A 15,239-nucleotide genomic window follows, 5' to 3' on the forward strand; every position below is an offset into this window, starting at 1 on the left:
AAGTACAGTAATGTATGGAGCTGACTGATACTAATCGGTCGAGGGCATGACCAAGCAAGGTGATAGGTAGGATGAAAGAAAATATTTCTTGTATGCAGTTTTGAAGGTACATAGCTTCAATTGAAGATGGCCCAGTGGCTCAGTTGGTTAGAGCGCCGCCCTGTCACGGCGGAGGTCGAGAGTTCGAGTCTCTTCTGGGTCGTTTGTATGGGATCATAGCTCAGCTGGGAGAGCATCTGCCTTACAAGCAGAGGGTCATAGGTTCGAGCCCTATTGGTCCCATCAAATTAAATAATATGGATGGATTCCCGAGTGGCCAAAGGGGACAGACTGTAAATCTGCTGCAAATTGCTTCGGTGGTTCGAATCCACCTCCATCCATTAGCCGTAAGGCACTCGCCGATGTGGCTCAATTGGCAGAGCAGCTGATTTGTAATCAGCAGGTTATCGGTTCGAGTCCGATCATCGGCTTTAAGTCACAAGACTTAACTTAATATCGCGGGGTGGAGCAGTCTGGAAGCTCGTCGGGCTCATAACCCGAAGGTCGTAGGTTCAAATCCTGCCCCCGCAACTCACACATAATATTATGTGTATGCCCAGATAGCTCAGTCGGTAGAGCAGAGGATTGAAAATCCTCGTGTCACTGGTTCGATTCCGGTTCTGGGCATTTTCCTTGCAAAAGGAAATGAGGGCGTGTAGCTCAGGTGGTAGAGCACTTGACTTTTAATCAAGTTGTCCGGGGTTCGAATCCCCGCACGCTCATGGAATGAGAGTGAAGTAGTATATAAGTACTGCTTCTTTTTTTGTTAAAAATGATTGACAGAAGTCAGAAAAATGTTTATATTATATTTTAATAAAAGGGAGTAATCGGCATCTATTTATTTTTAAGGATAGATGTTTACGATGACGTCAGTACGATGACAGACAGGTCATCCGTATCGTAATGAAATGGTGAGACTTTTATTGCATAGTTTTTGTGCAATAAAGGTCTCTTTTTTTATTATTAAGATTTACGCTTTATTTTGCACAACGGTTTTGTATAACTTTGCACAACAGAAAGGAGAATAAGATGTTAACAAGTGAACAGGCAAGGCAGAATCAGGAAAAATATGGATTCAATGAATTGACGGAAGGAAAAAAGAAAAGTGTACTCCGGATATTTCTGGAACAATTCAAAGATTTTCTGGTTATTATATTGATCGTGTCGGCGGTCATATCAGGAATTCTCGGAGATGCGGAGAGCGCAATTGTTATCTTCGTTGTGATTACGATGAACGCGGTTCTGGGAACGATACAGACGGTAAAGGCGGAGCAGTCACTGGACAGTTTAAAGCAGTTATCGGCACCGGAAGCCAAGGTTGTGCGTGATGGCAGCGTGATCCAGATCCCGTCCAGGGAAGTCACGATCGATGATGAAGTGATCCTCGAAGCAGGAGACTGTATCCCGGCAGACGGAAAGCTGATTGAATGTGCAAGTCTGAAAGTAGATGAAAGTGCTCTGACGGGAGAAAGCATTTCCATAGAGAAGAATCTGGATGAAGTGGAAGAAGCTGCGGCACTGGGAGATCAGACGAACCGGGTATTCTCCGGAAGCTTCGTCACATATGGAAGAGGAAGATATGAAGTAACTGCGATCGGTATGAAGACAGAAGTCGGAAAGATTGCAGATCTTATGAAGAATACTTCGGAAAAGAGGACACCGCTGCAGGTGAATCTGGATGATTTCGGAAAGAAATTATCGGTGCTGATCCTAGCATTTTCCGTAGTGATATTCGGAGTGAATGTATTTCAGGGTGAATCGTGGGGTTCTGCATTTATGTTCGCTGTTGCACTTGCAGTTGCGGCAATACCGGAGGCTTTAAGCTCGATCGTTACGATCGTGTTATCCTTCGGTACGCAGAAGATGGCAAAGGAACATGCGATCATACGTAAGCTGCAGGCAGTGGAAGGTCTGGGAAGTGTATCGATTGTCTGTTCGGATAAGACGGGAACGCTTACGCAGAATAAGATGACGGTCGAGGATTATTATGTAAATGGAAAGAGGATTCCGGCAGGAAAGATTAATCTGAAGAATGAAAATGAAAAATTACTTTTAAGATTCAGTATCCTGTGTAATGATTCTACGAATACGGACGGACAGGAGATCGGTGATCCGACAGAGACGGCGCTCATCAATCTTGGAACGAATCTTGGTATTGATGCGATGCAGGTAAGGGAGAGATACCCGAGATTGTCGGAAGTGCCGTTTGACAGTGACCGGAAGCTGATGTCGACTGCTCACAATATGAATGATGCACTCCTTCAGGAAGGACATATGATGATCGTAAAAGGTGCGGTAGATGTCCTGTTGGAGCGTATGGACAGAATACGGGTCGGGAATACTGTAAGAAAGATGACTGATTCTGACCGGGAGGACATTGCCGTCCAGAACATGCAATTTTCCAGAGAAGGCTTAAGGGTTCTTGCATTTGCATATAAGCAGATGGAGGAAAAGAAAGAGATCGGTATGGAGGATGAAGACCAGCTGATATTTATCGGTCTGATCGCAATGATGGATCCGCCGAGAGAAGAATCGAGACTTGCGGTGGAGGAGTGCAGACGTGCAGGAATCCGTCCGATCATGATCACCGGTGACCATAAGATTACTGCAGCGGCTATTGCAAAGAGAATCGGCATCTTAAAAGAAGAATCGGAGGCCTGTGAGGGAGCCGTAATTGAAGATATGTCGGACGAGGAACTGCAGGATTTTGTAGAAGGAATTTCTGTGTATGCGAGGGTTTCGCCGGAACATAAGATCAGAATTGTCCGTGCATGGCAGGAAAAGGGGAATATCGTAGCAATGACAGGTGACGGTGTGAATGATGCACCGGCGTTGAAACAGGCCGATATCGGTGTTGCGATGGGAGTGACCGGAAGTGAGGTTGCCAAGGATGCGGCAGCGATGGTCCTGACGGATGACAATTTCGCAACCATTGTAAAAGCTGTGGAAAATGGAAGAAATCTGTATCAGCATATTAAAAATGCGATTCAATTCCTGTTGTCCGGTAACTTCGGGGCAATTCTGGTTGTATTATGTGCATCCGTTGCCGGACTGCCGGTTCCATTTGCACCGGTGCATCTGCTGTTCATCAATCTGCTGACAGACAGTCTGCCGGCAATTGCACTGGGAGTAGAACCACATTCCAAAGCGGTTATGGAGCAGAGACCACGACCAATGAGCGAGTCAATCCTTACAAAGCCATATCTGCTGAGTATCGCAACGGAAGGAGTAAGCATCGGCGTAATGACGATGGCTGCATTCCTGAGCGGATACACAAGCCAGAATGCAGCTCTTGCAAGTACGATGGCATTCGGAACCTTATGCATGAGCCGTCTGGTGCATGGATTTAACTGTAAGGATGATAAACCGGTAATATTTACAAAGAGATTCTTTAATAATAAGTATCTGATCGGAGCATTTGTTCTGGGTATGATCCTGATCACAAGTGTTCTTATGATTCCGGGACTGCACGGAATGTTCAAAGTAGTTACGTTGAGCCTGAAGCAGCTGATGACAGTATATGGGCTTGCATTGTTGAATCTTCCTGTGATCCAGGGAATGAAATATTTGAAAGAGAGATAGAAACAGAGAATGGAATTGAGAAAAGAAACGGTAAAACAGATCAGGGGGCTGATCGTATTTACGGCATTATTGATCGTCTGTCTGTGGAAATATGATGTTGTGATGGATGCGTTTAGATTCGTATTGAATATTTTATATCCATTTCTGCTTGGCGGTGCGATTGCATTCGTCCTAAGCGTTCCGATGAATTTTGTGGAAAGAAAATTATTCACGGAGAGAAAGCTTCCTGAAAAATATAAAAGAAAATATGCCAGAGGGGTCAGTCTTCTGATCGTTCTTTCTGGTGTGATCGGGCTTCTTGCAATTATCATGTTTGGACTGATTCCGCAGCTTGCCGGGACATTTGCCAGTCTCGGGAAGAGTATCCAGGATTTTATCCCGCAGCTGCAGGAGTGGGCAGATCATTGGTTTCATAATAATAAGGAGATCATGAATGTAGTCAACAATCTGGAATTTGACTGGAACAAGGTGATGGAGGCTGCGCTGGAGTTTCTGAAGAACGGAGCCGGAAGTATGCTGGAATCTACGATCAATACGGCGAAAAATATCATTGGTGCCGTGGGAACATTCTTTATCGCTTTTGTATTTGCAATGTATATTTTGCTGCAGAAAGAAAAGCTGGGAAGACAGGCGAAAAAAGTGTTATTTGCATTTGTCAGAAAGGGAAGGGCAGAGGCTGCGCTGGAGGTTCTTGCATTGACATACAAGACATTCTCCAGTTTTCTGACGGGACAGTGTGTAGAGGCTCTGATCCTGGGATCTATGTTCGTGATTGCGATGACGCTGCTTAGGCTTCCGTATGCACTTCTTACGGGAATTGTGATCGCATTTACCGCATTGATCCCGATCTTTGGAGCATTCATCGGCTGTGCGGTCGGTGCGTTTCTGATATTTATGGTGAGTCCGGTTCAGGCTTTGATATTTATCGTACTGTTCCTGGTACTCCAGCAGATAGAGGGCAATCTGATCTATCCGCATGTGGTGGGCAATTCGGTCGGCCTTCCGTCTATCTGGGTGCTGGCAGCGGTAAGTATAGGCGGAAGCCTGATGGGTATCGTTGGAATGTTGATCTTTATTCCGCTGATGTCAGTGTTCTATGCTTTGTTCCGGGAAGTTGTCTACATTAAACTGCGGCAGAAAAAGATTTATCCACAGGATATTGGTTGATTGTGGATAACTTTTGGGAATTAAGCATCGGTTTTATCTTTGTTGCCTTTGCTGCCCTTTCCATTCTGGGCTTTGCTCCAGATACGGAGGGCGGCGAGGATTCCGAGTGTATACAGGATCGTCACGAGTATTACCGGATTATCCTTCAGAAAATAAATGACGAGGATAACGGATAACAGACAGATGGCGAGCTGGAATGTAGTCCAGAATCTTTTCTCACGTACTTCCTTTGCCTGCTGGAGAAGTTCCATACGTTTCTGTTCCATGCGGAGATACTCCATCAGATCTTTATCGCTGATGCGGGAGAGGATCTGTTCATCACGGTTCATCTCGATCTTGCGTTTGGAACGGAAATTGGAGAAAAATTCGCGGAACGGATGCTCGTCTTTGGAGCGGGATTTTTCCTGTTGTTCGTAGAAATCTTCTTCCAAGTCATCGTCGTCTTCTTCTTCCGCATCTTTTGGTGAAGATTCTTTTGTATTTTGGGTGTCACTGAATTTGTTAGTGTTATCGGCAGTTTTACCGTCGGTAGCTTTGCTTTCAGTATCTGAAGTTTCCTGCGCAGCAGATACAGTTTTCTCCTCATCAGAAACAGGATAAAGCACAACGTTGTCAGTTCCTTTAGTCTCAGACGATTCTTCGGTCTGTACTGCTTTTTCTATATTTTCGGACATAATTTTACCTCCGTCTTCATTTCTATATTGTCTTTTATTTTATCTTTATTATTTTATCATATCAGCTATGAAGGCAAAAAACAAATAAAGAGTACATAAAATAGTGGAAAATAACTTGCAGTAGAAAAACTCCCCTAAAAATGGTAGAATTGTAAGGAATCATTTGGAGGAAAACAAGATGCAGTTAATGAATGAAATCCCGGATACGTTCTGGAGTCTGTTCCGTTCGGTCAACCGGGATATTTATATTGAAGCACTTTTATGTATTAATGAAGAATACGAATATAATAACTATTTTCTGACGAAAGAGGTGTGCATCCAGATCTTAAGTGATATGAATGCGAAGAAGCGCTTTGAGCTACAGCGGGAGGAAAATGATACAGACTTTGATATGTTGGAGACGCCTTCTTCGAGGATCTTAAACTGGCTGCTACGGGCAGGATGGCTGAAGCGTATCGAGGATTATAATACACTGGTGACAAATATTGTCATTCCGGATTATGCGGCGGTGATGATCGATGCATTTGAAAAGCTGAATTCGGAAGATGCATCGGAGACGGATATTTATATTCAGAATGTGTATGCAACGCTGTATGCGTTCCGCAATGATCCGCGGGCAAGTGTCGGGCTCTTAAGGACGGCTCTGGTGAATACGAGGCGGCTGAATAAGGCACTGCAGGATATGCTTCATAATATGAATAAATTCTTTGCGAAGCTTTTGCAGCAGGATTCTTACAGTGGGATCCTGCGGGAACATCTGGACAGTTATGTGGAAGAGATCGTATGGAAGAAGTATCATATTCTGAAAACATCGGACAACTTTTATATCTATAAGATGGATATTAAGAAATGTCTGAGAGAGATCCGGGATGATGAAGCATTTATCATGAAGGTACAGGCACGGTCGAAGATGCTGGGAGATAACCAGGATGATGTGTTGGATCTGTTGGATCTGATCGAGCGTGGATTTGACGATATCGAGCATCGCATTGCCAATATGGACAAAGAACATACGAAATATGTCCGGGCAACGGTAACCAGAATGAATTATCTGTTAAGCGGTGAGACGGATACGAAGGGCCTGGTGGTACAGCTTCTGAATAAGATGTCGGAAGAACCGGAGCAGATGGAAGAGATCATCACAGAGACCGGAAAGCGCATGAATCTGTCACTTCTGGAGATTCTGTCAGAGAAGTCTTTATATAAGAGAAGAAAATCCAGAAAAGACTTCATCAGTCAGCTGCTTCCGGATGAGACGACGGGAGATCTGGATAAGGATGATATCTTAAGACTGAACCGGATACAGATGCGGTTCAGCAAGAAGCAGATTGAAGAATTCATCGAGAATAATATGGAAGATGAAGTGATGGATGCGTCGAAGATCAATATTGCTGACGAGGAAGAATTTGAAAAACTGATTCTTGCTTATGATTACAGTACGCGTAAGAACAGCAGATATATGGTGCTGGAAGAAGAACCGGAGATGGTGGAAAAGGACGGATACCGGTATCCGGCACTCAGGTTTGTGAAACGGCGCGTGTAATAGATAAAAGGAGTTCTGAAAATAAATGATAGATTATTACGAACAGTTAACTCAGGAAGAAAAAGAAGAGGTCACAGAGGTCATCCAGACACTGTACCGTCAGACATTTCTTCTGGAAAGAAAATTTGATAAACGTGCGGGAAGGATGCAGTATACAAAAGAATACCGTACATGTACGAAGCATCTAGAATTTTTTAAAGCATATTTTGAGGTGGCGGGGATTACACTGCGGGAAAATGTACATATGGGTGTGATCTATATCCAGGGAGAGCAGTTATGGGGTGAGAAGCTGCCGCGTCTGGCGACAATCTATTTACTGGTGCTGAAGCTTATCTATGACGAGCAGATGCAGACTGCATCGTCGAGCAGCCATGTGGTGACAACACTTGGTGCAGTAAACGGAAAAGCGGGAGAATTTCATGTATTGAAGAGTCTTCCGTCAATTACGGAAATGAGACGGACGATCGCACTTCTGAAGAAGTATCAGATCATCGAGCCGCTTGATGTTCTGGAAGAATTAAACGAGTCGACCCGCCTGGTCATTTACCCTTGTATCCATACGGTACTTTTAGGAGACGACATCAGGGAATTATTAGCAACATTCAGTGAGGAGGATCAAATTGGAGACGAAGCAGCCATTCAAAGCACTCTCGAAGATATGCCTGAATAACTGGCATTACATAGATAAAAAGATACTGACGCTTAATGAAGGAATCAACTTCTTCACCGGACATTCCGGAAGTGGTAAATCGACGGTTCTGGATGCGATCCAGATCGTGCTGTATGCCAATACGGACGGCCGTGGATTCTTCAACAAGGCGGCAGCAGATGATTCGGACCGTACACTGATCGAGTACTTAAGAGGTATGGTGAATATCAGTGAAAATAATGAATCACAGTATTTAAGAAATCGTAATTTTTCCAGTACGATCGTGCTGGAGCTGACACAGACGAATACCAGGGATAAGCAGTGTGTCGGTGTTGTGTTTGACGTGGATACGTCGAATAATGACGTAAGCCGCCTGTTCTTTTGGCATACGGGAGAATTACTTCCGAATCATTACCGTTCGGAAGGCCGGTGCCTTACCACTGCGGAAATGCGGGAGTACATGCAGCGTTCCTTTACGCCGGAACAGTTCTACTGCGGTCCGAGCAATGAAAGATTCCGGAGACAACTATACGATATCTATCTTGGCGGTCTGGACATGGAAAAATTTCCAAAGCTATTCAAACGTGCGATCTCGTTCCGTATGAATATCAAACTGGAAGATTTCGTAAAGGAATATATCTGTATGGAGCAGGATATCCATATTGAGGATCTGCAGGAAAGTGTCATGCAGTATGGACGTATGCGCAGTAAGATCGAAGAGACGATGGAGGAGATCAGAAGACTGAAGCTGATCTGCGGAAAATATGAGCAGTATGCAGAAAAATCCGATGAGGAGAAGGTGTGCTCTTATCAGATCGACCGTCTGGAGATTATGAACCATGAGGTGAAGAGTCAGGAAGCCAGAGACCGGATCAAGGTAAGGCAGGAAGCCATCGAAGATCTGAAAAAGCAGCAACAGGTGCTGGAGCAGGAAGAAAAGAACCTGCAGAAAGAGTATGAAGAGATCATTCTGCGGATCGCAGACAGTGGATATGCAAGGCTGGAATCAGATCTGGATACATTAAATGAGACGCTGGAGCGTCTGAATAACGGAAAAGTCCGCTGGGAGCAGACTGCAGAGCATCTGAAGGCATGGACGGAGAAAGACATTACGCCAAATCAGGTGATCTGGGATATCGAAAAATTCGCAGACGGAAGCATTTCCGAAGAAGAGCTTGTGCGCCTGCAGGAAGGCTTAAAAGATCTGCAGGAGGAGCTGGAAGACCAGAGACAGGAAGCGGATGCAGACCTTCGCCGGATCAAGAAAGAAGAGAAAGAGGCAAGAGCAGAATTAAAAGAACTGAAGCAGGGAAAGAAGGCTTATCCGAGAGAGCTGGAAGAGGCGAGATTCGAACTGCGTAACCGTCTGCATGAGCGCTGCGGCAAGTTCGTGAATGTGCATATTCTTGCGGATCTTCTGGATGTGAAGGATGAGAGATGGCACAATGCAGTGGAGGGTTATCTTGGAAATAATAAATTGCAGCTGATCGTGGAACCAAAGTATGCCAGGGCTGCGATGGACATTTACCAGGAGATGGATACGAAACGTTTCTTCCGGGCAGCAGTCCTGGATACGGAGAAGCTTACGAAGGACAAGCATCAGGTACAGCCGGGCGCGCTGGCAGAAGTAGTAAAAGCGAAAGAAGCGTATGTGCAGGAATACATTAATTTCTTCCTTGGAAATGTAAAGAAATGCGAATCACTGGATGAACTGCGTGAGTGCAGGATCGGTGTGACACCGGATTGTATGCTGTACCAGAGCTACAAACTGCAGCACATGAATCCGGAGAATTACACCAGAAGAGCCTACATCGGTGAGACGAGTATGCGCCAGAGAATCCGCAAGCTGGAAGAAAAATGTGAGAAGTTAAGTGGCGAGAGAATGCCGGTACAGGAGCTGTTAGAAGAGATCCGCCAGGCAATGCAGATGGAGATGTTGAAGCAGCCGGCAGAGGATTATCTCGGATGGCTGGCTGACAGCAAGGCAATCATTTCCAAAGAAAAGAAAAAGGCTCAGCTTCTGGAACAGATGCAGAAGTTAAAGGATGAATCCGTTGCTGCATGGGAAGGCAAGAAGAAAGAAGTGCAGGCGGCACAGGATGCGAAGAAAGAATCCGTATCCAAGGTGCAGGAAGCAATCTGGGAGAACAAGAAAGAAATCGAACGTCTGAATGCAGAAGTTCTCGAATCGGAAGAACAGATGAAGGACGTGAAGAGAAAAGTAGCAGATAAGCGTTACGAGAAGGAGTTCCAGGAATATCTGTCGGGCAGAAAATCCGAGAATTATGAGTATCTGAGACGTCAGATGGTTTCGCGGGTATATACGCTCAGGGAAGAAGAGGAAGACGCTTACCGGAAGCTGGTGGAAGAGAGAAGCAGTTATATCAGAGAATATCCGAACCGTACATTCTCAACTTCTATCCGGGACAACGCGCCGTATGAGAAGCTTTTGAATTCGCTGTCCTGCGATCATCTGGAGACTTACAGGGAGTCGGCGAAGACACAGGCGAAAGCGGCTGTGGAGCATTTCAAAGATGACTTCATCTTCAAGATCCGGAGTGCGATCCTGGAGGCTTATCAGAGAAGGGATGAGCTGAACCGGATCATCAGCAAACTGGACTTCGGTAAGGATAAGTATCAGTTCGTGATCACGAAGAACAAGGGTGCAGATGGAAAATATTATAAGATGTTCATGGATGATTCCCTGCAGATCCGTCCGTCTGACTTAGATGATACGATGGACAACCAGCTTGATATGTTCACGATGGAGCATGAGAATCAGTATGGGGAGATGATGAACGAGCTGATCAACATCTTCATCCCGCCGGAGAATGCGACGAAGGACGAGATGGATGAGGCGAAACGTAACATGGATAAGTATGCGGATTACCGAACCTATCTGTCATTCGATATGCAGCAGATCGTACATGGCGATAAGGAGATGACGATCGGACTGAGTAAGATGATCAAGAAGAACTCGGGAGGAGAGGGACAGAACCCGCTGTACGTGGCACTTCTGGCAAGCTTTGCGCAGCTTTATAAGATCAATCTGTCGCCGAAGATGCACCGGTCACCGACACTGCGTCTGGTTGTGTTGGATGAGGCGTTCTCCAAGATGGATGCCGAGAAGGTGGCAAGCTGTATCTCGCTGATCCGCGGACTTGGCTTCCAGGCGATCATCAGCGCGACGAACGATAAGATCCAGAACTATCTGGAGAATGTAGATAAGACTTTCGTGTATGCGAACCCGAATAAGAGACACATTTCCATTCAGGAATTTGAGAAGACGGAGTTTGGGGAGCTGGCGGAGGAAGAATAAAAGATACAAGAGAAAGTAAAAGATACGGAAGAAGCTGCCACCTGCGGGAAAGCACTTACAGGAAACTATAGTTGGTAAGTACTGTAAGTGCTTTTATATATAGTTTTTATTTGTAATTTTTATAGTTTAGTAGAAAAATAAAATTGGAGTCAAGTGAAAATTCCTGGTAGAGTCAACGGGGACAATAAAAAAGCAGGGAATTAGCGTTCCTCGTGGCTTCTACAAATCATTCATCAATAGCCATTTCCAGATTGGAATCACTTCAACACGAATTCCTTCACAGTCAAGAACAGCCTCTTCACTATTTGTAATCAGAATACATTTGGAGTCCGGTATGAAATTATTTAATTTGACGAAAGCACGGGTTTCACGTTCTCGTGTATCTATATTATCTAATACCTGCATACTGACCTGGATAGCCAGATTTTCTGACGGAACATAGAAGTCGATTTCCACATTATTTTCAAAGAAGTAAACATTTTCTACTCCGTAACGACGGATTAATTCGATGGCGACAAGATTTTCCAGTTGGGCAGATTTACAGTCTAGTAACATAAGTCCAAGAAGTCCTGTATCCATGAAATAATATTTGGGAGAAGTCTCTTTTTCTACCAGTTTTGCAGCATAGTTTTGCAGAGTAAAAAGCAAATAGGAGTCTGTCATGTAGCCAACATAATTGATTACAGTTTGTTTGCCAATAGATGTTCCTGTACTTTTTAATATATTAGTCAGTCTACTGAAAGATAAAGGTTTCGTAATAGATTCGGCAATCTTTTTTAAAATCAATCTCACAGCAAAGTCATTGGTAATTTTATTTCTTGTTATGATATCACCAAGATATACGGTCTGGTAGATGCTATTCAAAAAAACTCTTTTGTTATTTATTTCCGTTAATTCAGGGAAAGCTCCATATGTTACATATTGGTTATATTGGTTTTGCACATCAGCTTTATCTTTGGTGCTGATTACATCCAGATAATTCTTTTTCATATGATTGGCAATCAGGTATTCTGAGAAAGAATATGGATAAATATTCATAATCACAAAGCGACCGCCAAGAGTAGATGCAATTTCACTACTTAACATTTTACTGTTACTGCCTGTTATATTGATCCGATATTTCATATCAGCAATTCTACGGACAAATTTTTCCCATCCAGTGATATTTTGAATTTCATCTAAGAATAAATATGGTTTAACGTCAGTTCTGGATATCTCTAACCCGATTTCTAAAATAAGGTTTAAGTCAGCGGCGGTCATTTCCAAAAGACGTTCATCTTCAAAGTTAACATAAACGATTTGTGATAATGGAATTCCATTTGCTTCCAATTGTTTTATCTGTTGATACATCATATAAGATTTTCCGGTTCTACGAATGCCAACAAAACAGTAATTGACATTTTCTTCCAGATAGTAATGTCTTGGAATAAGTGGATTATTAAGGTAGATTTCTTTTTGGTCAATCATGATTTGTTTTAAACTATCTCTATTCATAACATACCTCCAAAATATATAGAACAATTATATTCTATTTTTGTCTTATACACAAGACAAAAATAGAATGTGATTGTTTTGTAATTAGAACATATATGAAAAATCATTCCTGCAATCTACATGTCATACTTTGTGGTATGTTTTGCAGAAGGCATTTTTAAGACATACTTTAGAATATGAAACTAAGGATAATATATGAGAGGTAAGAAAAAAATATGAAAAAAATCAACAGCCGTTTCCAATCTTTGTGGCTTGAAATGATACGGGAAATCATTTATTCCAAAATCTTCTCATCCTGATTCTGAATTTTGGTTGTGCTTTTGGCTTTCTCAGGCTTAATAAATATCGTTCTGAAAATCAGTCGTGCAAGCGAACCAACAATGTTATACGGATGAAATAAAATTAAATATATTAACTTTTGAATATACAAAATTTAGAGATAGAAGCTGCAATGCTCTCCGTCCACCAGAAAAAAGGATTTCGGTAAGAAACTGGAAAATGCGGGAGTACGGGAATACTGGATTGCGGATGTGAAAAATCAGAAGGTAATTGTGTATGATCTGAGAGATGATTTTGGAGAAAATATGGATCTGATGATATATGGAATGGATGGGGAAGTGCCGGTTGGAATTTATGATGGGGAGTGTAAGATAGATTTTGAGGAAATTGTCAACAGTGTTGTAAATATTTAGCACATTTATATTATAAAAAGAAAAAATGAATATTATTTCAAAATCCAGTACATAACCAGTTGAAAAAAATATGCTATACTGCTGATAGAAGTACTACGAAAAAGCGGTACAAAAACCAGAAATGGAGAAAAGCATATGAAATTAACAATATTAGGAACCGGAAATGCAACGGTAAGTGAATGTTATAATACTTGCTATGCAATCAGCGATGAAGGTAAACATTTCCTTGTAGATGCAGGCGGTGGCAACCGTATTCTGAAAGTATTAAAAGACACAGGAATCGACATGAATGATATCCACGATATCTTCGTTACACACGAGCATGTAGACCACGTGCTTGGAATTATCTGGCTGGTGCGTATGCTCGGACAGAGAATGAACCAGGGAAAATATGAAGGTGATCTTCGCATTTACTGCCATGAGGAGCTGGCAGAGAAGATTCAGGCAATCGCAAATATGACGATCCAGCAGAAGGTCTGTAAGCACATGGGGGAGCGAATCCAGTTTGATGTCGTGAAAGACGGAGACAGCAGAACGATTCTCGGATGTCCAGTGACATTCTTCGATATTGGTTCGACAAAGGCGAAACAGTTCGGATTCACCATGCAGCTTAAAAGCGGTAAGAAATTCACCTGTGTTGGTGACGAGCCGTACAATGAGGTGGATTATAAATATGTGAAGGGCAGTGATTGGCTGCTTCATGAGGCATTTTGCCTGTTCGGTGAGGCGGATAAATTCAAGCCTTATGAGAAGCATCATAGTACAGTAAAAGAAGCATGCCAGCTTGCGGAAGAACTCGGTGTGCCGAATCTGTTGTTGTATCATACAGAAGAGACACATCTGGCGGAGAGAAAGAAGTTGTATACGGAGGAAGGACAGCAGTATTATCATGGCAATCTGTATGTGCCGGATGATCTGGAGACGTTTGAGATATAGAAAAGCAAAAGAAAATAAAAATAGATTAGAATGTAAGAAAACCTGCCGACGGGCAGGTTTTCTTGCGTTCATTTTTGATCCGGAAGGGACAATAAAAAAGTCAAAAACTCTGTCCACATGGCTACATGGCTAAAAAAGATCGAGCATATTATCCAGATAAATCTCTTCCCTGACATGCAGTTGATATTCCGGCTTCGTCATATAATAAAGCAGAAATTCAAGAATCAGCGCACTTCCAAGCCCGCGTCCTTCAATCTTAAAATTAGAAAATCCCATGGGCATGTAAATATTCGGTATATCATCCACACTGATGAATCCGGGATTTTCCATTGCCTTGGAAAAGCGGTAACCGTTACCGCCATCCGGCGAAGCACAGTGAAACTCCGGGGCAGGATTTCCGAGATTCTTCCGGCTGACGGATTCATAACAAGTCTTTCTGTCCTTACAGCCGAACCAGCAGCATTCATTGCATAAGAATTCTACTTTATCTTTCTGGTGCTGCGACATCAGGTCTAATTTATCGAATACTTTGTTTAACCGGAAGTCCGGTACAATATAACGGAAATCTTCTCGGTTTATTTCAGTTAAAAAATCCTGAAAATCTGTCAGAACTTTTGTGGTTGAAGAGATAAGGTAGAGATCAGGATAATTTTTTTGTAAATAGTTTAATAAAAGCTCGGAGTGCACGATCACGCCATTCTGGAGTTGGTGTGTATGTGGTGAATTATCAGCATCAGAGGCGTGTTCGAACATTTTACAAAGCTCGTTACATTTCTTATCTGTAAGATGTTCTTCCCGTAGCAACGAATTACTGAACGTCAGCCGGGCCGAGATGCCGTATTCCCGCATTAGATCAAGCACGTCTTCCGGATCAGAATATCCAAATGAAGTACGCCCGCCGCCCCAGATACAATCCGAAGGAGCGCCATAGATCGAGCCAATCTCACACCAGTCGTAAAAATATTCCCTGTGTTTCCGGAATAATGGAAGGAATATGCGGTACAATTCGTAAAATTCAAACAGGCCTGGGAGGTGGTAAAAGGCAGTAGGATTATTATTTTGAATATTTGCTGTAGTTGCTGTATTCATGTGGTTACCTCTGGAAAATTTTCTATGGTTAATGATAACACATTATCCCGGCAGT

The 15,239-nt window shown here is 43.1% G+C and carries 10 protein-coding genes and 7 tRNA genes; 14 read left to right on the top strand and 3 right to left on the bottom strand.

Annotated elements, in window-relative coordinates:
• Positions 1–128: 128 nt before the first annotated feature.
• The 9 genes from GT508_RS10895 (at position 129) to GT508_RS10935 (ending at position 4,788) form a co-directional block, all read left to right on the top strand.
• Positions 129–202: transfer RNA gene (locus GT508_RS10895), tRNA-Asp, on the top strand.
• Positions 203–209: 7 nt separating this feature from the next.
• Positions 210–282, top strand: a tRNA-Val gene (locus GT508_RS10900).
• 16 nt (positions 283–298) lie between these two features.
• Positions 299–380: transfer RNA gene (locus GT508_RS10905), tRNA-Tyr, on the top strand.
• A 17-nt stretch (positions 381–397) separates the two neighbouring features.
• Positions 398–470 (top strand) — tRNA-Thr (locus GT508_RS10910).
• Between the two features lie 26 nt (positions 471–496).
• A tRNA-Met gene (locus tag GT508_RS10915) sits at positions 497–570 on the top strand.
• 23 nt (positions 571–593) lie between these two features.
• Positions 594–666, top strand: a tRNA-Phe gene (locus GT508_RS10920).
• Between the two features lie 22 nt (positions 667–688).
• Positions 689–761: transfer RNA gene (locus GT508_RS10925), tRNA-Lys, on the top strand.
• A gap of 307 nt (positions 762–1,068) precedes the next feature.
• The gene (locus GT508_RS10930; RefSeq protein WP_161144228.1) at positions 1,069–3,621 is read left to right on the top strand and encodes a cation-translocating P-type ATPase; all 2,553 of its coding nucleotides are present in this window, start codon (positions 1,069–1,071) and stop codon (positions 3,619–3,621) included.
• Positions 3,622–3,630: 9 nt separating this feature from the next.
• Complete coding sequence (locus GT508_RS10935; RefSeq protein WP_161144229.1) at positions 3,631–4,788, top strand: AI-2E family transporter; 1,158 nt, start codon at positions 3,631–3,633, stop codon at positions 4,786–4,788.
• Positions 4,789–4,808: 20 nt separating this feature from the next.
• Here the strand turns inward: GT508_RS10935 and GT508_RS10940 are convergent, their stop codons facing one another.
• Positions 4,809–5,462 (bottom strand): hypothetical protein, encoded by a 654-nt coding sequence (locus tag GT508_RS10940; protein ID WP_161144230.1) that lies wholly within the window; start codon positions 5,460–5,462, stop codon positions 4,809–4,811.
• A 178-nt stretch (positions 5,463–5,640) separates the two neighbouring features.
• Here GT508_RS10940 and GT508_RS10945 point away from each other — a divergent pair, with 178 nt between their 5' ends.
• The 3 genes from GT508_RS10945 to GT508_RS10955 are packed head-to-tail and all read left to right on the top strand — an operon-like array spanning position 5,641 to position 10,973.
• Positions 5,641–7,005, top strand: coding sequence for a Wadjet anti-phage system protein JetA family protein (locus GT508_RS10945; protein ID WP_028088411.1), 1,365 nt, complete (start codon positions 5,641–5,643; stop codon positions 7,003–7,005).
• Positions 7,006–7,030: 25 nt separating this feature from the next.
• Positions 7,031–7,675, top strand: a complete 645-nt coding sequence (locus tag GT508_RS10950) for a DUF4194 domain-containing protein (RefSeq protein WP_118224850.1) — start codon at positions 7,031–7,033, stop codon at positions 7,673–7,675.
• Positions 7,626–10,973 carry an ATP-binding protein gene (locus tag GT508_RS10955; protein ID WP_161144231.1) on the top strand — a complete coding sequence of 1,116 codons (3,348 nt, stop codon included), beginning with the start codon at positions 7,626–7,628 and terminating at the stop codon, positions 10,971–10,973. The genes GT508_RS10950 and GT508_RS10955 overlap by 50 nt, the downstream gene beginning before the upstream one ends.
• Before the next feature lie 219 nt (positions 10,974–11,192).
• Here GT508_RS10955 and GT508_RS10960 read toward each other — a convergent pair whose 3' ends face one another.
• A complete protein-coding gene (locus tag GT508_RS10960; RefSeq protein ID WP_161144232.1) occupies positions 11,193–12,467 on the bottom strand; it encodes an ATP-binding protein in 1,275 nt (424 codons plus the stop codon).
• Between the two features lie 530 nt (positions 12,468–12,997).
• On the opposite strand from GT508_RS10960, the gene GT508_RS10965 reads away from it, so the two are divergent.
• Positions 12,998–13,159 (top strand): hypothetical protein, encoded by a 162-nt coding sequence (locus GT508_RS10965; RefSeq protein WP_330576922.1) that lies wholly within the window; start codon positions 12,998–13,000, stop codon positions 13,157–13,159.
• Positions 13,160–13,294: 135 nt separating this feature from the next.
• The gene (locus tag GT508_RS10970) at positions 13,295–14,095 is read left to right on the top strand and encodes an MBL fold metallo-hydrolase (protein WP_161144233.1); all 801 of its coding nucleotides are present in this window, start codon (positions 13,295–13,297) and stop codon (positions 14,093–14,095) included.
• A gap of 129 nt (positions 14,096–14,224) precedes the next feature.
• Here GT508_RS10970 and GT508_RS10975 read toward each other — a convergent pair whose 3' ends face one another.
• Positions 14,225–15,184: a hypothetical protein gene (locus GT508_RS10975; protein WP_161144234.1), complete on the bottom strand. Its 960-nt coding sequence runs from the start codon at positions 15,182–15,184 to the stop codon at positions 14,225–14,227.
• Positions 15,185–15,239: the final 55 nt, after the last annotated feature.

Origin of the sequence: Dorea sp. BIOML-A1 (genome assembly GCF_009875615.1) — a bacterium.
Classification (GTDB): Bacteria; Bacillota; Clostridia; order Lachnospirales; family Lachnospiraceae; genus Dorea_A; species Dorea_A amylophila.